Source organism: Clostridium gasigenes, from assembly GCF_900104115.1.
Lineage (GTDB): Bacteria > Bacillota > Clostridia > Clostridiales > Clostridiaceae > Clostridium > Clostridium gasigenes.
This window is the reverse complement of sequence record NZ_FNJM01000001.1, coordinates 230,527-252,925: the sequence shown is the minus strand read 5'-3', so window position 1 is coordinate 252,925 and position 22,399 is coordinate 230,527. Positions and strand designations below refer to the sequence as shown.

Sequence of the window (22,399 nt, the reverse complement as noted above, 5' to 3'; positions counted from 1 at the left end):
TGTGATGTATAAATACATAACTAAACTATTCTCTCTAGTTATGTATTCTTCTTTACCATAATCACTTGTCTTTATAATATAATTTTTATCTTACAAATCAGTTAGCAAAAATCTTACAAAAATATGAAGTTTAGTATCAGTATTTATTTTTTCTAACTTAATAATTTACAAAAAAATAAAAGCAACCTAAAATAGGCTACTTTATTATATTAGTTATAAAATTTTATATTTTTCCGCACAAACTATTGTATTTTTTTTATTACTTTATCAATATTCCCACCTACACCTATTAGAAACTCTCTATTTTCTATATAAAATTGAAGAAGTATCTTAAATGGTAGTTTCTTATATACATGAGATGTATCATTTCTAAACTTACTTAAAGTTTTATATAATATAATTTCCTCTTTTGGTAAAAAACCTTCTTTTATACATAACTCAATAGAATCAACATATGTAAGTTTACTAACACTTATAGAAATAGTTTTAAGACATTGACTCATATAGCTCCCAAGTAATTCTTTATATTGAAGAAACCCTGTCCTAAAACTTTGTTCTAAATGCTTTTGTATAATTAAGTTTTGATTATCATAAATAGTTACAATTTCATCTAAATCTCCAATAATTTCTTTTAAGTTATTACTTATAAATTTTAGTCTCTCTATATTTAACCTATTCATTTAATCCACACCTTTCATCTATACACATTTGTATAAACCACCATTCAGAGACTAACCACTGGTCAAATCTTTCAAACCATTCGTCAAATCTTTCACTAGTTTCCATTAAGCTTTTTCCTTGAAGTATTTCTCTAAGAATTATTGTATCTGTCTTTTCTGGACAAACAAGATCTACTTCTTTTTGAAGTCTTTCACTTATTTTATCTTCTAAATCTACCAACTCTATATAACTTAAATTTTCACTAAAAATCCCAATATCAATATCGCTATCTTCTCCATATGTGCCATCAGCATAAGAACCAAATAAATATAATGCATCTACTTTATCCATTGGTATTAAATCTTTAATTTTCTCGTATATTGCTTTATAATCCATTTTGGTCCACCTTTCATAATTAAAATTAAATGCCTAAACGTAGATAACAAATATACCTTTATCCTTAGATTTTATATATTCTTGATTATATTCTTTACTCTTATTAAAATTATAAACTATTAAGTACCCTTTATCTAAATCTTGATTATCTATATAATCTGCTAGTTGTATTAATCCTTTTTCATGATACTGCTGTCCATACCAAACTTTGAGCTCTATTACATATTTAAAATTATTATAAGTTATAACAACATCTAGTCTTTTTTCTTCAGCTATTTGAACTTCTTTAAAATCAAAACCAACACCGTTTATTATAGGTTTTATGAAGGCTAAAAATAATAGTCTCCCTTCTCTTTCAATAAACTTTGCATCTTTATGAGAGTATTGCTCTTTTATAAACTGTTGATACTTAAATAATATTTTTTCCATATCCAAGCTACCATCATTATTTATGAAATTATCTCTAAAATTATAATTCTTTATATTACTTGTATTATTTTCTAATTTTGAAATGAAGTAATTGTATATTACTTGTTCAAATATCTTATTACTAATTTTAACTATTCCATCTTCTTCTTTAAATATTCCATATAAAGTACCTCTGTTAATTAGAGGATTATGTATATTAAATACTTTATTTTCCCCATTAAAAACTATATCAAATACATAATTGTTAAGCTCCATATTATTTTCTAAATTTTTAATTAAATCATCAAACAAAGTACTATTTTCTTTTAATATTAACTTAATAGCTTTAATTATATGATTTAACTCCCAAGGTATTTTATTTTTCAATATATCTTCATCTATTATCTTACATAATCTACTTACTAAAAATGGATATCCATTAGTATAGTAATATAAATTTTCACTTAATTTAGCTGTATCCATATCTAATTTATTTAAACTACAATATTCCTCTAACATAGTTTTTATCTCATAAGGATTAAAACTCATATCTATATTAAAATCAATCGCAATATTCCATGGACTATTCATCTTTTTCTCATCATTTCCTATTATTTTAAGTTTCAAGTTTTTTATATCATGTACACCAGCTAATATAACACTTTTAAATGTAGCATCTATATTTTCCTGGCTTAATAAAAATTTATTTCTAAGCATGCCTAAAAAGCTTAAAAACAATTGATTATTACTTGATTTATCAACTTCATCAATTAAAAGTATAACTTCTTTGTCACTATTTTTTACAAACTTAGTAATAGCCCTTGAAACCTCTTTTAGACTTTTTAGATTAGTACCTAATGCTCTTAATTCTTCACTTTTTTCTTCATTTACAAACTCTAAACTATCTGCAAATATATCCAGTATATCTCTGCAAAAATTTTCCTCACTACTAAATATTACATCTCCTATACCTTCAAAGCTTGTTTTTATTACCAAATATTCATTGTGTAATCTTTGAGTTAATAAATACATAGTTGTAGTTTTTCCATATTGCCTAGGTCTATTTATAATAAAGTAATCACCTTGATGTACTAATTTTTCAATTGCCTTAAGTTTATTCTCTATATTAACCATATAATGTTTCTTTGGTATGCATGTACCTGTAGTGTTAAACCTTTTATTCATATATTCACCATCTTTCCATCTCTTTATTAATATTATATCCAATTCCCATATTTTAAACAACCTAATATATAAATGCCTCTAATGCATTTCAACATAAAAAGTTAAGAATCCTTTTACTGTATAAAATATCATATTTAAAAGGCTATTTTACAAAATAAATATAATCTTTAAAATCAAAAATGCATACAGATTATTACACTGCATGCATTTATTTTAATATACTATTTTATTGCTTTTGAAATTTCTGTTAATATTATATCTACTCCATTTGCTCTTGCATCTGGATAACTTTAATTAGTTATAGCTCTTTTTATCTTATGATTTTTTCCTATTTTATCTGCAGTAATAATTGCTGCTGCAACAGCCTGTGCTGTTATAGGGAATGGCATAGAATGTATTGATTCTTCTTTTATACATGCTTTTTCTGCAACTTCCATAAGTTCTGCATCAGTAATACTATCTACTCCTATATCTTCTAAACAAACAGGAAGTCCAACTTCTAAGCAGAAATCTAATACTTCATTTATTTCTTCTGTTTTTGAATTTTCTAATACTAATTGTGCTATTGTTCCAAATGCAACTTTTTCACCATGGAAATATTTATGTGTACCTTCTAAAATAGTTAACCCATCATGAATTGCATGTGCTCCTGCTAGTCCACCACTTTCAAATCCAAGTCCTGATAAAAGAATATTTGCTTCTATAATATTTTCTAAAGCTGGTGTTACTAAATTGCAATCTGAAGCTGCTTTTGCTTTTACTCCATCCATCATTAAAGTTTCATAACATAACTTAGCAAGTGCAAGTGCTGTGTTAGTTCCTATAGCTGATCCACATACCCCTTCGCGAACTCCACAAGGTAAACCTGCATTTACATTTGAATATGAATTTGATGTTGCTCTTGCTTCAAAGTATGTTGATAATGCATCTCCCATTCCCGAAACTAAGAAACGAGTAGGTGCTTTTGCAATAACTGTTGTATCAACAAGTACTACACTAGGGCTTTGTTTGAAATAAGCATAATCATCAAATGCTCCTTCTGGTGTATATAAAACTGCTGAATGACTTGTTGGTGCATCTGTAGCTGCGATAGTTGGAACAATAATTAGTGCATCACCTTCTGCAACACATTTAGCAGTATCAATTGCTTTACCGCCACCAAGCCCAATTATACAATCACATTTATTTTCTTTAGCAATTTGTTGTAATCTCTCCACCTCTTGTCTTGAACACTCACCTTTAAATCCACTTTCTACAAAAGTAATTCCAAATTTTTCAGAAGTTATATCTAATTTTTCTTTAATACGTGCCACATCATCTTTGTGGGCAATTAATAGTCCTGACTTTCCAAATGTTTTCACAAAATAACCTAGATTTAATAATTCATCCTCACCTTGAACATATTTAGTTGGGCAAATAAATGCTTTTCTCATATTAATCTCTCCTCTATGTATTATTTAAATTTATTACTTTTGACTTTTTTGTTTTTTAACTTGTCTTTATTATAATATCGTTTTCATTTTTACGCATTGGACTAATATGTCAAAATATTATGATTTCAGACCGTAATATTTTGACATAAAACTATATTATCGTAATTTTTATACTTTTCAGATTATTTCGTTTTTAAACTATATTTCCCTAATATATCTTTTTTTAATATAAATAATAAAAAAATTGTCTCTTCAAATGATTTTTCATCACTTAAAGAGACAACTTCTTAGCATTATGACTTTCTATTTAGATACCTGATTATTGCCTAAATTTTCTTAAAATACTTTCTATAAATAGATGGTGTAACCCCTTCATACTTTTTAAATATTTTTATAAAATATCCTGATTCACTAAATCCAAGTTCTTGGCTAACTTCATTAACATGCATATCTGTTTCTTCTAACAGATTCTTAGCCCATTCAATTTTTAATTTTGCCAAATAAATCGAAAAATTTTCTCCAGTTTCTTTTTTAAACAACCTACTAAAATAACCTTGACTAACATGACAAATATTAGCCATATTTTCTGCTGAAATATTTTCACTTTTATTATTATAAATATAATCTATAGCTGGTTTTAAAGTTGTACTTACCAAAACTTCTCTACCCTCATCACATGATTTTTCTATAATATAAGAGTCTATTATAGCATTTGATATTTGTTTTTTTACATTTTCAATATTTTTTACTGGATACCCTATCAATGCATTAGAATCCACTTCACTTTTCAGTGACTTTTCATACATTTGTAAAATTAAATTTTTCTCTATTGATTCTTCAACTAAATAATTGCATAAATAACTTAACATATTTGCAAGTTCTTTAACTTTTTCATAGGATAATAGTGGTAATTGTTCATAATACCCTTTTAAATCCTCTAATTTCTTATTAGCCAAATCTTTATTTGACGTTGTTACTATTTGCTCTAGTATTTTAGTTTCATTAGGATCTGATAACTTTACTTGACCTGCCATAATTGCTCCAATATATTTATCATCAATAATTATAGGTATAGCGACGTCTACTATATTATAGTGGCATAAATATATATATGGTTCATTTAATCGTATAGCTTCTAACCCACCTCTTGAATCACACTTTTCGCAATATTTTACCATATCTGAATCTGCTCTTACTTCTTCACAAAATCTATGACAAGAACTATGTTCAGTAACTGGATTCCCTTTATAATCAACTGTAATTATTGCAGTCTTAGTAACTAATGCAATAGAATCCTGTAATTTCTGCCATTTTTTTAAATCAATTATCTTATTTAAACTTAAGTTTTCATTTTTCAGGTTTTTTCATCTCCCCATTATCTTAGGCATCGTAAAATAAATAACAGACCAAAGATTCTTAGATTTTTTCATTCTTTTATTTTATCAATTTGTCAAAAATCCCACTATTATCTTTAGATATTTCCTCTATGGTATATTTTAATATTAGCTCTTCTATCAATGGTTTTAAGCTTATTGTGAATTTAAATACTTCTGCGCATTCATCTTTAGATGTTTCTAAATAATTATCTCCAGGATATCTTTTATCAAAATAATAATCCTGTATTTTTCTGAAAATATCCTCATGTTTACTTAATTCTTCTATATTTAATTTACTAGTTATTACCGTTAACTTATGTACTCTAGTTAACTCTCCACACTTTAGTTCCAATAAATATTTTAATGATTTCTCTAGATATTGTTGACAGTCTACTACTATAACATCATATTCATCTGTATATTTATTCATAGTCTCTGCTGACTTTAAATTCTTTTTAGCAAAATCGTAATAATTCATTTCTTAACTCCTCCAATTCCTTACAATCCTTTTCTATGGATTTCAATAATAGATTACTATTCTTGAGTTCTAGAAACTCTTTCATACTGTAGTATTTGAAATCTATTAGTATAGATGATTTATTATTATTATCTAATGAATCTCCAATCATAGATATTAATTTTATAGATTTTGGTTCATCTCCTAAAAGCAATAAATCTATATCACTTTCCTCATGTATAACCATTTTAGATACACTCCCATAAACTAAAGAGTGCCTTATGAAAGATAGTTCACAAGATGTCAAACTATCTTTTATACAATCAATTACTTTTATAAATTCACTATAATTTTTCAAGATATTATACCCCTTTATTATATATATTTACTTAGATTTAGAAGTTAGGAGAAAAACTATAAATAGGCTTATTTATATAGGCTAAATTTTAAAGGAAATTGAAAATGTAATAGATCAACATGAATATAGTATAGCTAATATTATATTCCCTATAATTAAAAAATTCAACTCTGCCTACTAAAATTATATTGTACCACTATGTCTGTATTTTTGAACAGTTCTTCTACTCCAATAATATACAACAGCATCTTCGCTAATTTTTCAAATATTTGCTTATCACCAATTTCTTTGCTTAATTCATTAAGGCATCCTAAAACAAATAATATTATTTGGATCAAACCTATTGAAATAACTGTTGAATACTAAGTCACGTTGTGATATAGTCAACATATGATATGTCATAACGTGACATAGGAGGTGACCTTATCCTTGGAAAAAATACTAAAAGCCTTTCTCCCTATGAGTGAAACTGCTTATTATATACTACTTTCCTTAACAGAGCCTAGACATGGCTATGGAATTATAGTCCATGTTGATAAAATTACTGAAGGCAGAATTAGACTAGGTTCTGGTACTGTTTATGGAACTTTATCTAAGATGCATAAAGCTAATATAATAACTATTTACGCTGATGAGGATAGAAAAACAATATATGAAATAACTACTATAGGTAAAGCCCTATTACTAAAAGAAATTGAAAGAATTAAAGAATTAAACAATAATGCTATTAAGTATGAGGGGTGTTTTAAAAATGAAGAAAATTAGGAGATTAAAATTTGGATGGTGTTATTCACCGGACTTAATTGAAGATTACCTTGAGAAAATGGAACTTAAAGGCTATAATCTTGTGAAAGTTGGTTTCCTTGGTTGTATTTTTACTTTTGTTAAAGGTACCCCAAAACATATTAGATATTGCACCGATTGTCATAGTGAAACTACGGCTGGCTACTATGAACTTTATAGAGATGATAATTGGAAACTGGTTTATTCCTTTGATGATACTCTTACTACTAGATATATTTGGGCAAAAGAATATAATTCTAATGAAGAAAAGCCTAATATTTATACTGACTACGATATTAAGTATAACCTTGCTAGAAAATTCTTTATTCGCTATAGTGCATTTTTGATTCCATTTATACTAATGAGTATTAAGATTATACAAAGCGATATTAATTCAGATGCTGATGTCTATATTATTATTCCTATTTTTATGCTGTTGGTTTACTTGTTTTTATATTATAGAGTTATTAGTTACTTTTTTAGAATAAGAAAAAATTCAATGAATGATTAAGGAATAATAGAACAAAGTAAAAAAAGGTAGAACTCCCTGCTTTGCACAAAGAATTCTACCTTTTAAATACCTATCTAGCGGCTAAGTACTAATTATTGGAAATTTTAAATTATTTCTTTAATCTACTTCTAGCTGGTCCTCTAGTTTTCTTAGGTGCACTTACTCTAGTATCAGTTGATCTCATTTCTCCATTTTTCCCTCTAGCTGCTCTTGCCGCTGGTTTTTCGTTGTTTCCAGCTTTACCTTTTGATTCTCCACTTTTCATTTTACCTTGTGGCTTTTCATATGTTTTTTTATCTTTATCAGCGGTAGTTTTATTTCTATTATTTTTATTCTTACCTTGGTATCCTGTTCCAGAATATTTTCTGTTACTTGCAAGGTATCTAGTTTCTTTTGATTGTATTAAGCATTTAGGTCCGTTTCCTATTAGGTCTTCTCTATCTTCTTGCATTAATGCATCATGAACTAAATTATAGTTTTTAGGATTTTTAAACTGAAGAAGTGCTCTTTGCATAGCTTTTTCTTCTTTAGTTCTTGCAACATATACTTCATCTCCACTAATTGGATCTACACCTGTATAAAACATTGCTGTTGATAAAGTACCTGGTGTTGGATAGAAATCTTGAACTTGTTCTGGTTGATATTTTGTATCTCTTAAATATTCTGCAAGTTCTATAGCTTCTTTTAAACCAGTACCTGGATGACTTGACATTAGGTATGGTATTATATACTGTTCTTTACCTAATTTTTGATTTATTTTAAAGAATTTTTCTCTAAATCTATCATAAGTATCACCTGATGGTTTACCCATATATTTAAGTGAATTAACAGCTACATGTTCTGGAGCAACTTTTAATTGTCCACTTACATGATGCTCTACAAGTTCCTTAAAGAATGTATCATCCTTATCTGCCATTATATAATCATATCTAAGTCCTGAACGAACAAAAGCTTTCTTAACCTTAGGTACTTTTCTTATTTTTCTAAGAATTCCAAGGAACTCGCTATGATCAACAACTAAATTATTACATGGTTTTGGAGTTAAACACTCTTTATGTTTACATGCACCTATTGTAAGTTGTCTTGAACAAGCTGGTTTTCTAAAGTTTGCAGTAGGACCACCTACATCATGTATGTATCCCTTAAAATCTTTAAGATTAGTAATTTCTACTACTTCTTCTAATATAGATTCTTCACTTCTGCTTTGAACTGCTCTTCCTTGATGGAAAGTAATTGCACAAAATGCACAATCTCCAAAACATCCTCTTGAACTTACCACACTAAATTTAACTTCTTCTAAAGCTGCAATTCCACCTTGATCTTCATATATAGGATGATATTCTTTAGTGTATGGAAGCCCATATACTTCATCTAATTCTTCTCTTGTAAGAGGCATTTCCGGAGTGTTTGAAACAACATATTTACTACCATGTTGTTGAACTAAAACCTTTCCTCTTACTGGGTCTTGCTCTTCATTTTGTATTTTAAAAGCTTGATTATATTTAACTTTATCAGTAGCAACTTCTTTGCATGAAGGCATTACTATATAGTCTCCATAAATTTCATCTAATTCGTCTATTATGTAAGTTGTTCCATTAACGTGTCTTATGTATTTTGCTTCAAATCCTTCATTTAATGAATTTGCAACTTCAACAATTTGCTTTTCACTCATTCCATATATAAGTAAATCTGCACCGGTATCTACAAGTATAGAATTACGTACATTGTCACCCCAATAATCATAATGAGCATATCTTCTTAAACTAGCTTCAATACCACCTATTACTATGTTAACATTTTTATAAGCTTCTCTTATTTTATTACAATAAACAATTGTAGCTCTATCTGGTCTTGCTCCCATTTTTCCACCTGGTGTATAAAGATCCTTATCTCTTTGTCTTTTACCTACACTATAATGGTTAACCATAGAATCCATATTTCCTGCATTAACTAAAAATCCAAGTCTTGGTCTTCCAAGTTTCATAAAATCCTCTGTACTATGCCAATCTGGTTGAGCTATTATACCAACCTTATAACCTGCATTTTCTAGTACTCTTGAAATAATTGCTGTACCAAAACTATGATGGTCAATGTATGCATCTCCTGTAACTAGAACAAAATCACATTGATCCCATTCTCTATCAATCATATCTTCTTTACTTATTGGTAAAAATCTATTATCTGTCATCATATCACCTTCTCTTATATATTCTTAAAGTTATATTATCTCACTAGGTATTTTCAAAAAAAATAACTAGTCACTATGCTAGTTTATTTTGTACCATACTATTTTAAATTAATAACCAATTATATTCAATGTGATTATTTTCATTTAAATGCTCTATAACTTTCCTGTTTATTGATTATAACACTATAATCACTGTAAAATATACATTTTATAAATACTTTTTATAATTTTTGTTGGATTTTGTGTAACATACATCCACATTTCTTATATTTTTTTAAATTTCGCAAAGAAAACATACTATCTTCACCTACTCTCCACATTAACACCTTAAGCTTATTTTAAAGTTAAGAACTTCTAATAAACCTATAGAACTAATGCATTCTTTACTTTCATTTATAATAAGGGGATGAGGTACATACTATGAGTAATAGAGACATAAATATCCATATAAAAAGAAAAAAATTAAGGCACCGTAAAAAGATAATAAATTTAATTACTTTCTCTTTAATATCTATTCTATCAATTAGAATTGGTTTTAAAAAGATATTAAGTTTTAAAATAGGACTTGCTAATATAACATCTAAGAATAGATTTATACCTACTTCTAGCAAAAATGTTCCTGTAGATAGTGCAGATGTTTTTACTATTTGTATAGATGCTGGTCATGGTGATTGGGATTTTGGCACTATAGGCTTAAATGATTCTGCTGAAAAAGATATTGTTCTATCTATAACTATTAAATTAGGTGAATTATTAGAATCTCAGGGTATTGATGTAGTATATACAAGAACCACGGATACATTGTTTTGGTCTGATAATTCTACAGAAAATTTATATGAAAGAGTTAATATTTCTAAGGATAGCGGTGCTGATTTATTTATTTCTATACATTGTAATAGTTCTGATGAATCCCATTCTTATAAAGGAATAGAAACTTGGTATAATAACGCTGACGATGAAAGCAACTTATTTGCCACACTAATACAAAATGAGTTAAGTAATTTGGAATATACATCAGATAGAGGAACTAAATATTATTCTGAAGACGAACCTTTAGCTGTATTAAATAATAATGACGTTCCATCCGTACTTATAGAGCTTGGCTTTCTAAGTAACTTGTCCGATGAATATTTCCTAACTTCTGAAAATGGTCAATCCCTTTCTGCTGAAGCTATATTTAATGGTATATTAACATATAAAGATACATTAAATTAATTTTGAAAAATGTTTTGCAATAAAGAATTATAACAGGGTAAAACATTACAAAATTAAAATGAATGCCTTTTTTCTAATTGCTCTAGTTGTTATAGTGTTATATGGCACTTTATTTCAACTCAAAATATACAAATTAAAGCAAATTACTTAATCTTAATTAAGAATGTTTGTACAAATTAAACTATGAATATACTTCAGGTAATCCGATGTGAATATGAATATAACAAAAAGAAGAAGGTCCCTTTTCTTTTTCCTAGAAAAACCTTCTTCTATTAAAATAACAACTTTTTTATTATGATATTTTTGTAGACATTCTGTTAAAAATTTTATAGATGTCACAACAGTTCCAAAATTTGCTTTTTTTATAATATTTATATAATCATCTTTTTCACAAGATAATTTATCACTTTGCAAAACATAGTCATGTCTTTTAAAGGCCTTAATTATTTCATTTAACAAACATTCATAAGCTAATTCAAATTTTGGTTGTTTTGCTGATTTTAAAGAAAGATTTATAACTGCATATTGTCCCATTTGTGATATATATTAAACAACTTTATCGTAGCCGCTATACTTATCTATAACATATGATATACTTACATTACATGGTTATTATAGGTATAATCAGAGGCTACTCTGATAAGTATATTTTTTTTAAAAGGAGCATTTTATGAAAGCTAAACATGAAACAATACTAACTTCTATTACATTTATTATCTCTCTAATATCTACAATACATTCATTTTATAAATCAATTGATAAACTTACACTTATACTTTTATCTTTAAACACTTTACTTTTCTTTACTCTTACAATCATTAAGATATATAAATATAAAAAATATGGCCATTTATATAAGGAATTTCCAAAATTTAAATAAGCATTAACCAATATCAGTTAATGCTTATTTTCGAGAGTTATTTAATTTTATTTTCATTATTAAAACAAGCTCTTCAAATATACATTATCTGTGTCTCCTACTACTTTTATGATGCCTACGACTTTTATGCATATTATTATTTCTATTTGTCATCTCAGAATTATCATTTGTATCCGAATTATTATTCATATTACCATTATTCATACTATTCATAAGCATACTCAATGGATTATTTTCCATTCCATTTTGATTTTCATCCATCATGGGATTGTTTTGATTATTCCCCCCCATAAACATACTCAAAAGCTGATTTATATCAATTCCATTATTTCCGTTACTTCCATTATTCCCACCATTTGCGTTACTTCCGTTACCTCCATTACTTGCACTATTTCCAGCATTTCCACTATTTCCATTACTCCCATTGGCTCCATTATTTCCATCGGTGCTATTGGTGTTATTCAAAAGCATACTTAAAGGATTGTTTTTCATTGAATTTTGATTATTCCCTTTATTAATATTTTGGTTGCTATTTTGATTTCCACCATTCATAGGATTATTTCCGCCCATTAACATACTCAACATCTGATTCATACCATTATTTTGGTTACCATTATTTTGATTTCCACCTTGATTATTCATGTTATTTCCCCTATTACCATTCATACCGCCCATTAACATACTAAGTGGGTTATTTGCCATTCCATTTCCTTGTCCACCCATGTTCATATTACCCATTAACATATTTAATAAGGGATTTCCTCCCATCCCTCCATTGCCTTGCATTTTCCCCATACCACCGCCACCTAATAAATTATTTAAAAGCATATTTAACATTTATATTTCTCCTATTAAATTGTTCTTACTATAGTTTATTTACTCACTATGGTATTTGATACAACACTCTGCCTAATTTTTCGAATTATTTTCCTCTAATAATATTGTGTATATTACTAATTCTTTTAAGATACTACTTTAGTATTAACTCTAAATAATTTAGGCCATATAATCATTGTGTTTATTTGTTTTACAATTCCAAGCATGTAAAATAAATTATATTATCTATTTTTTCACTAAATTTACCTAACATATTCTAGGTAATAACTCGCCTTGTGGCATTGGTAATATTTTCATTGCTCCAAGTTCCGTTTTTATATATAGTGCCTTTCTTTGACCTGTCACAACTTCTCCTATTATTTCAGCATCCATCCCTAATGAATGTGACCTTATAACATTTATTATTTTTTCAGCATCACAACTACTAACTATGCAAATTAATTTTCCTTCATTTGCTACATAAAGAGGGTCTATGCCTAGAATTTCACAAAAGCTTGTAACTTCTTCATTTATAGGTAAGTCTTTTTCATAAATCATCATACTTTTCCCACCACTATTTACAAGTTCGTTTAACGTACCTGCAACTCCCCCTCTAGTTGGATCTCTCATTATTTTTATTTCTTTACTTACACTCATTATATCTGCTGTTAATGTATTTAAAGTTGCACAATCACTTTTTATGCTACTTTCAATATCTAATTTTTCTCTTTCATTCATAATACACATGCCATGGTCTCCCATTGTGCCACTTAATATTATTTTATCTCCTATTCTTATGTTTTTCATGTTTAATTCATATCTCTCCTTAGTAAATTCGCCTATACCAGTTGTATTTATATATATTTTATCTCCTCTTCCTTTTTCAACAACTTTAGTATCTCCTGCTACTATTTTTACCCCTGCTTCTTTTGCTGTATCTGCCATAGATTTAACAATTTTCTTTAAACTTTCAATTTGAAATCCTTCTTCTATAATAAATGCAGCTGTTATATATAAAGGCTTTGCTCCACTTACTGCTAAATCATTTATAGTTCCACATACGCTAAGTTTCCCTATATCTCCACCAGGGAAAAATATAGGATCTATTACAAAACTATCTGTGGTAATTGCTATTTTTCCTTTAATTTCATCTACTATAGTTGAATCATTTTGTTGTAACAACTCTTCATTATTAAAATTATTATAAAATACTTCTTCTATTAATTTATAACTCTCTTCTCCACCGCTACCATGTGCCATTGTTATTATATCCACTTTTACCCATCCCCTTTAATCACCCCTGGAGTGTAATTAATTACACCTTTCCCAATTTATCTTATATCATTCCAATTCATTATACTTATTACATTGATCCCGATTGTGCCAATCTATAAAATCCTGCCAACCATCGCAGTGTTTCTAGCATTCCCAGTATTTCTAGCTAATACGATGCATTATAAACTATACCGCATGTCCCCTCCTGAGAAACCATACATGGTCCTATAGGGTTATTGGGATTACAATGCTTTCCAAATAATTTGCACTCTCTTGGGCTTTTCTTACCTTTTAATATATCACCGCAAATACATCCATTATTAATAATATCTTCTTTTATATTTAATGAGAATTTTAATTTCGCATCAAATATTTCGTATTCTTCTTTAAATATATATCCTGTACCCTCTAAATTTCCAATACCTCTCCATAAGCTATCTGAAGGTACAAATACTTCATTCATAAGTTTTTTAGCAATAATATTCCCTTCTTTTTTAACAAACCCCTTATATAGATTTTCACATCTAACTTCATTATTATTTACCATATTTATTATAGAAAGTATTCCAGCTAATATTTCTGTACTTTTAAACCCACATATACTCATAGGCGTTCCACTTTCCTTGGCTAACTTATTAAATACTTCTTCTCCTATTATTGTTGCTACATGTCCTGGAGCTATAAACCCGTCTATATTAACGACCTCATTTAAAACTAAAGTCTTCATAGTATTTGGCATAGTTTTTATTGAATGTATCATAGTAAAATTATCTATTTTCTCCAACTTAGCCATTTTCAAAGTTAATGCTATTACAGGTGCGGTTGTTTCAAATCCAATTGCTAAAAATACAACTTCATTACCCTTATTATTTTTAGCTATTTCTAAGGAATCTAAAGGAGAATATATTACTCTAATATCACTCCCTTTTGCCTTCTCAGCCCTTAATGAACTTAAACTTCCTGGTACTCTCATCATATCTCCAAAGGTTGTAATTATAACATTTTTCTTTTTACTTATCTCTATTGCACTATCTATATAACTTTGAGAAGTAACACATACAGGACATCCAGGGCCCGATAACATCTTTACATTTGAAGGCAACAACTTATCTATTCCATATTTATATATACTTCTAGTATGCGTGCCACAAACTTCCATAATCCTTACTTCTTTAGTTGCTCTTTTTTTTATTTCTTCAAGTAATTTAATGGATAAATCCACACTATTAAACTCATTTATTAAATTCATAATTCCCCTTTTACATATCTAAAATAGTAGTTACAAACAATTTATTTGATTGTGCCTAACATGTTCAACTTTTTATATACCCCATATAACTTCTGTTATTCTTGTAAAAGACATCTATTCTAACATTCCTAGTGTTTTAAATACCTCTAAAGTTTCTCTTGCTTCTTCCTCTTCCATTTTATCAATAGCACATCCCACATGTACTAAAACATAATCTCCAATTTTCAAATCTTCAACTAAAGATGTATTTATAATTTTTCTTATTTTCCCAAACTCTACTAAAGATTCTCTTTCATATATTTCAATAATCTTGCCTGGAATAGCTACACACATATTGCTGCTCCCTTCTTTTTTTTTAATTTCCCTGCTCATTTGCTATAACCAATTGTCCTATAGATATTCCACTATCGTTACATGGAATATTTTTATGAGTAAGGACATTAAAATCATTTTCCTTAAGCTTAATATATAATTTTTCTAATAATATTTCATTTTGAAAAACTCCACCACTTAAAGCAACCTCATTTATTCCATATCTATCTCTTAAACTTATACAAATATTAGAGGAAATTTCTACTATAGTATTATGAAATCTAATAGCAATTTCACCTTTATTAACTTGATTTTTTAAATCCTCTAAAATATTTTTTATTATTTTATTTGTATCTATAATATTTATATCCTTATTTAATTTTATATTATAGCTATAAAACTCTTTATAAATATTATTATTCCTTTCCTTAATAAAATACTCTGCTAAATCTTGAAGATAAATTGCAGCTTCCCCCTCATAGGATATTTTACTATTAAAACCTAGCAAACTTGCTACACCATCAAATAATCTCCCCATACTACTAGTTAAGGGAGTATTAATTTTATTATATATAATCTTAATTATTAAATTAATATTTTTATAACTAAACTGGCTTGGTAAAAACTTAATTATATTAGGCATTTCTTTGTTTAGATTTTTTTTAAGAGCCTTGTATATAAGGCTTGCTCCCATTTTCCAAGGATACATAACTGCTCCATCTCCAGTTGGCATATCCATATAACTTAAATGTCCAACTCTTTTAAATCTTTTAAAATCACATATTAAAAACTCACTTCCCCAAATTTGTCCATCCTCACCATAGCCTGTACCGTCAAAGGCTAATCCTATAACTCTTGAAGTAATATTATTATCAACCATACAGCTTACTATGTGTGCATGATGATGATATACTCCTATTTTTTCGCATTTATAATTTTTAACAAACTCACTACTCCAATAATTTGGATGCATGTCATAACATACTGTTTTAATATTAATGTTATAGATATTTTTTATATAATTCATGTTATTTTTAAAATTACTAAAAGTCTCCAAATTGTCCATTTCTCCAATATAAGGACTTGTAAAAATATATTTATTACTACTTATTGATAACGTATTTTTAAACTGAGATCCTAGTGCTAATATTCCATCATTAACAATATATTTCCTTGATATTGGAGCATATCCTCTGCCACCTCTTATAACTCTTTCCTCATTTAAGATTACATTAACCACAGAATCATCAATAGGCATATTTATATCTCTATTATGAATCAAGAAATAATCTGCAATAGCTTTAAGCTCACTTAAAGCTTCCTCATTTTTATAAATCATAGGAGCTCCACTAATGTTTGCACTTGTAAAAACTAATACTTCTAATTCTTCATCAAACAATAAATAATGTAGTGGTGTGTAGGGTAGCACTACCCCAAATTTACTACTATTAAAGGATATATTATTTGGAAGTTTGTAATTTAATAATTTATTATTCACTATTTTTCCTAAAGTTTGATTTATATCTTCATTATTTATTGTTTTGTTGTTTTCTAATTGATTATCTTTCTTTTCTAAAAGAACTATAGGTTTCTTATTTCCTATTAAGATTTCATTTTCTTTACTGTTTATATTGCAATATTTCAAGATTATATCTATGTCTCTCATCATCAATGCTAAAGGCTTAGTCTTTCGTCTTTTTCTTTTTCTAAGTAAATCTATTGCCTCTTTATCTTTTCCATTACAAATTAAATTAAATCCCCCTAATCCCTTAACAGCAATTATTTTTCCTTCCTTTAAATAGTCTCGTATTTTTTTAAGTTCATCTATGCAATCTATGATATTTCCCCTATTATCTAAAACGGTTAACTTTGGACCACATCTATTACAACATGTTGGTTCTGCATGAAACCTCCTATTTAAAGGATTTTCATATTCACTTATGCATTGGCTACACATATTAAATTCATTCATTGTAGTTTGAAATCTATCATAAGGTAATTTTTTTATTATAGTAAATCTAGGTCCACAGTTTATACAATTAGTAAAGGAATACCCTCCCCTACGAAAATTGCTTTTATCTAAAACCTCATTTCTACAATCTTCACAAGTTGCTATATCTGGAGATATTATTGTTGATATTCCCTTACTACATTCTTCTAATTCATTTTCATCTTTGTATTGATATTTTCTATCTTTTCTACTAATATCACTTATTAGTATTTTAAAATCTTTATATCCCTTTAGATCTTTTTCAATTATTGTTATATCCTCAACTTTACTTAGTATAGGTTCTTTGCTCTTTAAATCTATTATGAAATTAGAAATATCATTAGAATGTCCCTCTATATCTATATAAACACCCTCACAACTATTTTTTACCCAGCCATTTAGTTTATTATTTAATGCAATTTTGTATATAAAAGGTCTAAATCCAACCCCTTGAACTATACCTTTTACTACAATATATTTCCTAATCATTTTATATTCTTTCCTTTAAAATATCTTCTAAAAAAATCATAAAACCCTACTCTCCTTCGATTCTATATAATAACATCTCATATCCATTTGTAATATCCATACTGTAACTATTACATATAGGACATTCCTTTTTACTAAACTCAAGGTGAAACTCCTTATTACAATTTTTGCAATAAGCCATTGCAATAACCTTTTCTATATCTAGAGTCGCACCTTCACATATACCATCTTTACTTAAGCTTTCAAAGGCAAAAATGAGAGCTGAATTATTTATATAAGAAAATTCACCCATTTTTAAAACAATTTTTTCTACCTTACTTATATTGTTATCCCTGCAATTTTCCTCAACCATATTAATAACACTACTAATGATTGATAACTCATGCACTTTATCATCTCCCTCATTTTCATTTTAGGCATTTTAAAAAAATAACAAGGCAAGGTGCAAAATAGACTAGACTACTGACTTCCTATTTATTTGAACTTCACTTAGGCATATTAGAGTTTTTATTTTATCTAAAACCCTATTGCATATACTATTAAATTCTTTATTTAACTTAGGCGATAAGTCTAATGAATAATCTACTTTATCTATTTCTATTCCAATTAAATACCCATTAATTTCTCTATATTCTCTACGTAAAACCTTAAGTAGACTATCGCCATGAGGATCTCTACTTTCTACAATTAAATTATCACATTCCTCAAATGATAATTTTGATATATACCCTGGTTTAAAATCAAAGTATGTCCCATCTATAATAACTACAAAATCATCCTTGTTTATGCAATCTAGACAATACATAAAATCAGTTTCTCCAATTATCACTTCTATATTTTTGCTTAACTCTTTGTTTTTATTTAATTCTATATTCTCATTTGATTCTAATTCTTTTTTTATATATTCAGCAACTTTCACACCTATTCCATCATCGCAAAGCATTATATTTCCTACCCCAAAAACTTTTATCATACTATATCTATAGTCATAGGCTCATATCTATCGCTAGTTATATGAGCTGCACAATTTAAACAAGGATCAAAGCTTCTCACTATTCTTCCTATTTCAACTGGATGTTTAATGCTTGCAATTTCAGTTTCCATTAAAGCTTCTTCAACAGGTCCCCTTATCCCTTCACTATCTGATGGTGATAAATTCCATGATGATGGTGGAATTAATGTGTAATTAGCTACAAGTTTTTTATCTATAGAAACCCAATGACCAAGAGACCCTCTCTCTGCCTCAATTAATCCAATTCCTTTTGCTTTATCTGGAACTTGCCATCGCTCTTGATATGCAGGGCCAAGTTTAAGCTTCCCAATTAATGATTCTATTATTTCACAAATTTTCTTAGCTTCTAGTGATTTAGCTACAATTCTATCCATTGCAGATATTCCACCTTTATAATTTCCACTTAAGGTCATTCTAGCTATTGCTCCAACTTCCATAGCATATCGCGCATTAACCCAGCTATAACCACCAGGCTTATATGGATTGGGGGTAACAGTTTCATCTACCCCTGGGGTGTAAATATTTCCATTTTTATTTGTAGTCTCTAGCCAACTTCTCGCAACATTTTCTGTAATATTATTAACATCAAATTCTTCCCTAGTTCCATTTAACATTACTCCTGGCTCTGAGTATTTAATTGGCGATTCATAATCATTGTATAATCCAAAGCTCATTAGGTTTTTGTATCCAACACCTTTCTTGAAATAATCTTTATATACTTTTGATATAAGATCTACATCTGGTATTAATTTATCTTCAACGAAAGCTTTTATTACATTAATACTATATTTAATGCTTTCTATTTGTTGTACATCAATATTAGTAGTTGTACCCCCAATAAATATTCCATGGGTATGAGGTACTTTCCCTGCAATTTCTGCTATAGCACTATGAGCTTGCCTACTATACTTTATAGCTCCTAAATAATCTTCATTTATTTTATCTGTATCTGCTTTTGATAATCTATAATCAGCTTCCTTTTTACTTGCTGTTTTATATAGTGGATTTATATTAATTATGTCCACATAATCAGGAAATACAAAAAAATATATATGCCTTAAATAATTTTGTATAAATTCAAAACCATTAGCAATGTCCCGAACAACCTTCCCGTTATAATCTGGTGTAATATTCATAGCATTTTCTAATGCTAAAACAGCTGCTATTGTATGATGAGTTGAACAAATACCACATACTCTTGGAGCAAGTCTTATAATATCTAGTGGATCTCTGCCTTGAAACATTTTTTCAAAACCTCTAAACTGACTACCGCTACTTTTTGCATCCACTATTTTATTATTTATAACTTCAACTTCAATATTTAAAAGTCCGCTTATTCTTGTTATTGGATCAATTATTATTTTGGTCATAACTAAAGCCCTCCATAATCCACAAATGGTGATGTGCCATCTGGAAATTCAGAACCTGCGCAACCTATACAATTTGTATTGTCTCCAATTGGCCAATTATCCGTACCGTTCCATCTACTTATAGGACAATAAGCATAAGTCCTTGGCCCTCTGCACCCAAGCTTAAACATACATTCTTTTTCTCCAAATTTCTTTGCGAATATTCCTGCATCAAAAAATCTTCTCCTTGGGCAATTATCATGAATTAGATCTCCATAATAGGCCTTTGGTCTTCCTTCAGAGTCTAACTCTGGCGCTCCATAAGAAGCAATATATCCTAGCGTTCCCATTATCCAAACTGAATTTGCGGGACATCCTGGTATTTTAATAACATCATCTCTACCTAAAAATTGTGAAACACTAACTGCATCTGATAAATTAGGGCTAGCTGCAGTTGGTCCTCCAAAACAAGAACAAGTTCCAACAGAAATAATATGCTTTGCATTTTTAGCAATAGTCTGTACCGCCTCCATTGCAGTTATTTTCTGTCCTTTATAAGTAGCTACTGTTGTATATAATCCATTATCTTTTAAGGGAACTGCTCCACTTACTATAAAAATATAATCGGTGTTTAAAGTTTCTAATATTCTCTCATAAGCAACTTCACCCTCATCTCCACTTATGCTACCAAAGAATGTCATATTAACAAATTTTCTAAGCAAATAAATTACATCTGGATCTTCTGCATCTAATAATGAAATTACTTGTCCAAAACAACCTGAAATTTCTAACCATATGGCATTTATCTTTTCATTTTTTCCTAGTTTAACATCATCAATAGCTCTCATAGCAATTTTAATTGCCTTCTCTTTTTTATCAACTTGTAATTTACAGTTTCTTTCACAATTATTTGATTCTTTAGAGCTAATATTTTTATTTTTGCCCATAATAACCCCTCATATATTATTTTTATTAGGAATCTAAAAAGAAATAACAAGTCAAAAATCCTAAGAATCTTTGGCTTGTTATTTATTTGGAGATTCCTTATTAGTAATATATGAGGGGTATTAAATACTTATTCTTTATTATTTATTCTATTTCTATAACTCGCTACTTCTGATGATGATGCATAAACAAAATGTGCCTTATTTATTTCCACCCATTTAGGACTTTCTTTTGAATAATCATGATCTTTGTAACTATATAAACATTTACTTCTAATATTTTTATATTTTGGATTTGCAATTGGAATTGATTGAAGTAATGATTTTGTGTATGGATGCAGGGGCATTTCGTATAACTCTTTAGCCTCTGCAAGCTCAACTAACTTCCCCCTATACATAACACCTATTCTATCACTTATATACCTAACCATAGATAAATCATGAGTAATAAAAAGACAGGTTAACTCTTTTTCCTTTTTTAGTTTCTTAAACAAATTAACAATTTGTGCTTGCATTGATACATCTAAAGAAGCTATTGGCTCATCTGCTATAATAAAATCTGGATTCATAGAAAGAGCTCTAGCTATTCCTACTCTTTGCCTTTGCCCTCCCGAAAATTCACTAGGATATTTGCTAGCATAGCTTTTATCTAGCCCTACTAATTCAAGCATTTCATAAACCTTATTCATTTTTTCTTCTTTATTTTTATATAATCCTTGAATTTTAAGAGGTTCTCCAATTATCTCTCCTATGGTCATACGCTCATTTAGAGCTGAAGTTGAATCTTGGAAAATAAATTGCATTGTTTTATTTATAGATTTTTTTTCTTTCTTGTACACCAAATTATTAGCTATATTTTTTCCTTTATATATTATTTCACCAGCAGTTGATTTATTTATTTTTATTATAGATCTTCCTACTGTAGATTTTCCGGCTCCTGATTCTCCAACTAACCCAAATATTTCTCCCTTATATATTTCAAAAGAAATATCATCAACAGCCTTTATTATGTGATTTTTATCTAAATGGAAATACTGTTTCAAGTTTTTAACCTCTAATATTTTCTCTTTATCCATTATCAATAATTTCTCCTTCTTCTAAGGTATATCCAAT

22 protein-coding genes are annotated in these 22,399 nt (G+C 28.3%); 3 read left to right on the top strand and 19 right to left on the bottom strand.

Annotated features, from left to right (window positions below):
- Nucleotides 1-242: 242 nt before the first annotated feature.
- The 7 genes from BLS77_RS01220 to BLS77_RS01190 form a co-directional block, all read right to left on the bottom strand.
- Complete coding sequence (locus BLS77_RS01220) at nt 243-680, bottom strand: hypothetical protein (protein WP_089965011.1); 438 nt, start codon at nt 678-680, stop codon at nt 243-245.
- Entirely contained in the window at nt 673-1,056 is a 384-nt protein-coding gene (gene mntA / locus BLS77_RS01215; protein WP_089965009.1) for a type VII toxin-antitoxin system MntA family adenylyltransferase antitoxin, read from the bottom strand. The genes BLS77_RS01220 and mntA overlap by 8 nt, the downstream gene beginning before the upstream one ends.
- Nucleotides 1,057-1,089: 33 nt before the next feature.
- Nucleotides 1,090-2,649 (bottom strand): P-loop NTPase family protein, encoded by a 1,560-nt coding sequence (locus tag BLS77_RS01210; RefSeq protein ID WP_089966477.1) that lies wholly within the window; start codon nt 2,647-2,649, stop codon nt 1,090-1,092.
- Between the two features lie 290 nt (nt 2,650-2,939).
- On the bottom strand, nt 2,940-4,082 hold the full coding sequence (locus BLS77_RS01205) for a glycerol dehydrogenase (RefSeq protein WP_089965007.1): 1,143 nt from the start codon (nt 4,080-4,082) through the stop codon (nt 2,940-2,942).
- A 326-nt stretch (nt 4,083-4,408) separates the two neighbouring features.
- Nucleotides 4,409-5,440, bottom strand: coding sequence for a PocR ligand-binding domain-containing protein (locus BLS77_RS01200; protein ID WP_089965005.1), 1,032 nt, complete (start codon nt 5,438-5,440; stop codon nt 4,409-4,411).
- Nucleotides 5,441-5,516: 76 nt separating this feature from the next.
- Nucleotides 5,517-5,936 carry a HEPN domain-containing protein gene (locus tag BLS77_RS01195; RefSeq protein WP_089965003.1) on the bottom strand — a complete coding sequence of 140 codons (420 nt, stop codon included), beginning with the start codon at nt 5,934-5,936 and terminating at the stop codon, nt 5,517-5,519.
- The gene (locus BLS77_RS01190; RefSeq protein ID WP_089965001.1) at nt 5,914-6,273 is read right to left on the bottom strand and encodes a nucleotidyltransferase domain-containing protein; all 360 of its coding nucleotides are present in this window, start codon (nt 6,271-6,273) and stop codon (nt 5,914-5,916) included. Before BLS77_RS01190 ends, BLS77_RS01195 begins: the two co-directional genes overlap by 23 nt.
- 429 nt (nt 6,274-6,702) lie before the next feature.
- Here BLS77_RS01190 and BLS77_RS01185 point away from each other — a divergent pair, with 429 nt between their 5' ends.
- The gene (locus BLS77_RS01185; protein WP_423231019.1) at nt 6,703-7,038 is read left to right on the top strand and encodes a PadR family transcriptional regulator; all 336 of its coding nucleotides are present in this window, start codon (nt 6,703-6,705) and stop codon (nt 7,036-7,038) included.
- The gene (locus tag BLS77_RS01180; protein WP_175490727.1) at nt 7,025-7,567 is read left to right on the top strand and encodes a DUF2812 domain-containing protein; all 543 of its coding nucleotides are present in this window, start codon (nt 7,025-7,027) and stop codon (nt 7,565-7,567) included. The genes BLS77_RS01185 and BLS77_RS01180 overlap by 14 nt, the downstream gene beginning before the upstream one ends.
- Before the next feature lie 109 nt (nt 7,568-7,676).
- Here BLS77_RS01180 and BLS77_RS01175 read toward each other — a convergent pair whose 3' ends face one another.
- Nucleotides 7,677-9,755 carry a YgiQ family radical SAM protein gene (locus BLS77_RS01175; protein ID WP_089964997.1) on the bottom strand — a complete coding sequence of 693 codons (2,079 nt, stop codon included), beginning with the start codon at nt 9,753-9,755 and terminating at the stop codon, nt 7,677-7,679.
- A gap of 420 nt (nt 9,756-10,175) precedes the next feature.
- Between BLS77_RS01175 and BLS77_RS01170 the strand changes: the two genes are divergently transcribed.
- Complete coding sequence (locus tag BLS77_RS01170) at nt 10,176-10,970, top strand: N-acetylmuramoyl-L-alanine amidase family protein (protein ID WP_089964995.1); 795 nt, start codon at nt 10,176-10,178, stop codon at nt 10,968-10,970.
- 153 nt (nt 10,971-11,123) lie between these two features.
- On the opposite strand, the gene BLS77_RS01165 is transcribed toward BLS77_RS01170, so the two are convergent.
- The 11 genes from BLS77_RS01165 to BLS77_RS01110 all read right to left on the bottom strand — a co-directional run bounded on the left by BLS77_RS01165 (nt 11,124) and on the right by BLS77_RS01110 (nt 22,362).
- Nucleotides 11,124-11,504 (bottom strand): hypothetical protein, encoded by a 381-nt coding sequence (locus BLS77_RS01165; RefSeq protein ID WP_089964994.1) that lies wholly within the window; start codon nt 11,502-11,504, stop codon nt 11,124-11,126.
- A gap of 430 nt (nt 11,505-11,934) precedes the next feature.
- Nucleotides 11,935-12,687, bottom strand: coding sequence for a hypothetical protein (locus tag BLS77_RS01155; protein ID WP_089964990.1), 753 nt, complete (start codon nt 12,685-12,687; stop codon nt 11,935-11,937).
- A 246-nt stretch (nt 12,688-12,933) separates the two neighbouring features.
- Nucleotides 12,934-13,926 carry a hydrogenase expression/formation protein HypE gene (gene hypE / locus BLS77_RS01150; RefSeq protein WP_089966472.1) on the bottom strand — a complete coding sequence of 331 codons (993 nt, stop codon included), beginning with the start codon at nt 13,924-13,926 and terminating at the stop codon, nt 12,934-12,936.
- Between the two features lie 181 nt (nt 13,927-14,107).
- Nucleotides 14,108-15,190: a hydrogenase formation protein HypD gene (hypD, locus tag BLS77_RS01145; protein WP_089964987.1), complete on the bottom strand. Its 1,083-nt coding sequence runs from the start codon at nt 15,188-15,190 to the stop codon at nt 14,108-14,110.
- Between the two features lie 114 nt (nt 15,191-15,304).
- The gene (locus BLS77_RS01140) at nt 15,305-15,562 is read right to left on the bottom strand and encodes a HypC/HybG/HupF family hydrogenase formation chaperone (RefSeq protein WP_242873904.1); all 258 of its coding nucleotides are present in this window, start codon (nt 15,560-15,562) and stop codon (nt 15,305-15,307) included.
- On the bottom strand, nt 15,546-17,981 hold the full coding sequence (locus BLS77_RS01135) for a carbamoyltransferase HypF (RefSeq protein ID WP_089964983.1): 2,436 nt from the start codon (nt 17,979-17,981) through the stop codon (nt 15,546-15,548). The genes BLS77_RS01140 and BLS77_RS01135 overlap by 17 nt, the downstream gene beginning before the upstream one ends.
- Before the next feature lie 46 nt (nt 17,982-18,027).
- A complete protein-coding gene (gene hypA, locus BLS77_RS01130) occupies nt 18,028-18,369 on the bottom strand; it encodes a hydrogenase maturation nickel metallochaperone HypA (RefSeq protein WP_089964981.1) in 342 nt (113 codons plus the stop codon).
- 66 nt (nt 18,370-18,435) lie between these two features.
- Nucleotides 18,436-18,954, bottom strand: coding sequence for a hydrogenase maturation protease (locus tag BLS77_RS01125; RefSeq protein WP_089964979.1), 519 nt, complete (start codon nt 18,952-18,954; stop codon nt 18,436-18,438).
- On the bottom strand, nt 18,951-20,363 hold the full coding sequence (locus BLS77_RS01120; protein ID WP_089964977.1) for a nickel-dependent hydrogenase large subunit: 1,413 nt from the start codon (nt 20,361-20,363) through the stop codon (nt 18,951-18,953). Before BLS77_RS01120 ends, BLS77_RS01125 begins: the two co-directional genes overlap by 4 nt.
- A gap of 2 nt (nt 20,364-20,365) precedes the next feature.
- Entirely contained in the window at nt 20,366-21,289 is a 924-nt protein-coding gene (locus tag BLS77_RS01115) for a hydrogenase small subunit (RefSeq protein WP_089964975.1), read from the bottom strand.
- A 128-nt stretch (nt 21,290-21,417) separates the two neighbouring features.
- Nucleotides 21,418-22,362, bottom strand: a complete 945-nt coding sequence (locus BLS77_RS01110; RefSeq protein ID WP_089964973.1) for an ATP-binding cassette domain-containing protein — start codon at nt 22,360-22,362, stop codon at nt 21,418-21,420.
- Between the last annotated feature and the right edge of the window lie 37 nt (nt 22,363-22,399).

What these genes read in the sequence shown, in the direction of transcription:
- BLS77_RS01220 (WP_089965011.1), bottom strand. Translation starts at nt 680, where the DNA reads ATGAATAGGTTAAATATAGAGAGACTAAAATTTATAAGTAATAACTTA.
- mntA (WP_089965009.1), bottom strand. Translation starts at nt 1,056, where the DNA reads ATGGATTATAAAGCAATATACGAGAAAATTAAAGATTTAATACCAATG.
- BLS77_RS01210 (WP_089966477.1), bottom strand. Translation starts at nt 2,649, where the DNA reads ATGAATAAAAGGTTTAACACTACAGGTACATGCATACCAAAGAAACAT.
- BLS77_RS01205 (WP_089965007.1), bottom strand. Translation starts at nt 4,082, where the DNA reads ATGAGAAAAGCATTTATTTGCCCAACTAAATATGTTCAAGGTGAGGAT.
- BLS77_RS01195 (WP_089965003.1), bottom strand. Translation starts at nt 5,936, where the DNA reads ATGAATTATTACGATTTTGCTAAAAAGAATTTAAAGTCAGCAGAGACT.
- BLS77_RS01180 (WP_175490727.1), top strand. Translation starts at nt 7,025, where the DNA reads ATGAAGAAAATTAGGAGATTAAAATTTGGATGGTGTTATTCACCGGAC.
- BLS77_RS01175 (WP_089964997.1), bottom strand. Translation starts at nt 9,755, where the DNA reads ATGACAGATAATAGATTTTTACCAATAAGTAAAGAAGATATGATTGAT.
- BLS77_RS01170 (WP_089964995.1), top strand. Translation starts at nt 10,176, where the DNA reads ATGAGTAATAGAGACATAAATATCCATATAAAAAGAAAAAAATTAAGG.
- BLS77_RS01165 (WP_089964994.1), bottom strand. Translation starts at nt 11,504, where the DNA reads ATGGGACAATATGCAGTTATAAATCTTTCTTTAAAATCAGCAAAACAA.
- BLS77_RS01155 (WP_089964990.1), bottom strand. Translation starts at nt 12,687, where the DNA reads ATGTTAAATATGCTTTTAAATAATTTATTAGGTGGCGGTGGTATGGGG.
- hypE (WP_089966472.1), bottom strand. Translation starts at nt 13,926, where the DNA reads ATGGCACATGGTAGCGGTGGAGAAGAGAGTTATAAATTAATAGAAGAA.
- hypD (WP_089964987.1), bottom strand. Translation starts at nt 15,190, where the DNA reads ATGAATTTAATAAATGAGTTTAATAGTGTGGATTTATCCATTAAATTA.
- BLS77_RS01140 (WP_242873904.1), bottom strand. Translation starts at nt 15,562, where the DNA reads ATGAGCAGGGAAATTAAAAAAAAAGAAGGGAGCAGCAATATGTGTGTA.
- BLS77_RS01135 (WP_089964983.1), bottom strand. Translation starts at nt 17,981, where the DNA reads ATGATTAGGAAATATATTGTAGTAAAAGGTATAGTTCAAGGGGTTGGA.
- BLS77_RS01125 (WP_089964979.1), bottom strand. Translation starts at nt 18,954, where the DNA reads ATGATAAAAGTTTTTGGGGTAGGAAATATAATGCTTTGCGATGATGGA.
- BLS77_RS01120 (WP_089964977.1), bottom strand. Translation starts at nt 20,363, where the DNA reads ATGACCAAAATAATAATTGATCCAATAACAAGAATAAGCGGACTTTTA.
- BLS77_RS01115 (WP_089964975.1), bottom strand. Translation starts at nt 21,289, where the DNA reads ATGGGCAAAAATAAAAATATTAGCTCTAAAGAATCAAATAATTGTGAA.
- BLS77_RS01110 (WP_089964973.1), bottom strand. Translation starts at nt 22,362, where the DNA reads ATGGATAAAGAGAAAATATTAGAGGTTAAAAACTTGAAACAGTATTTC.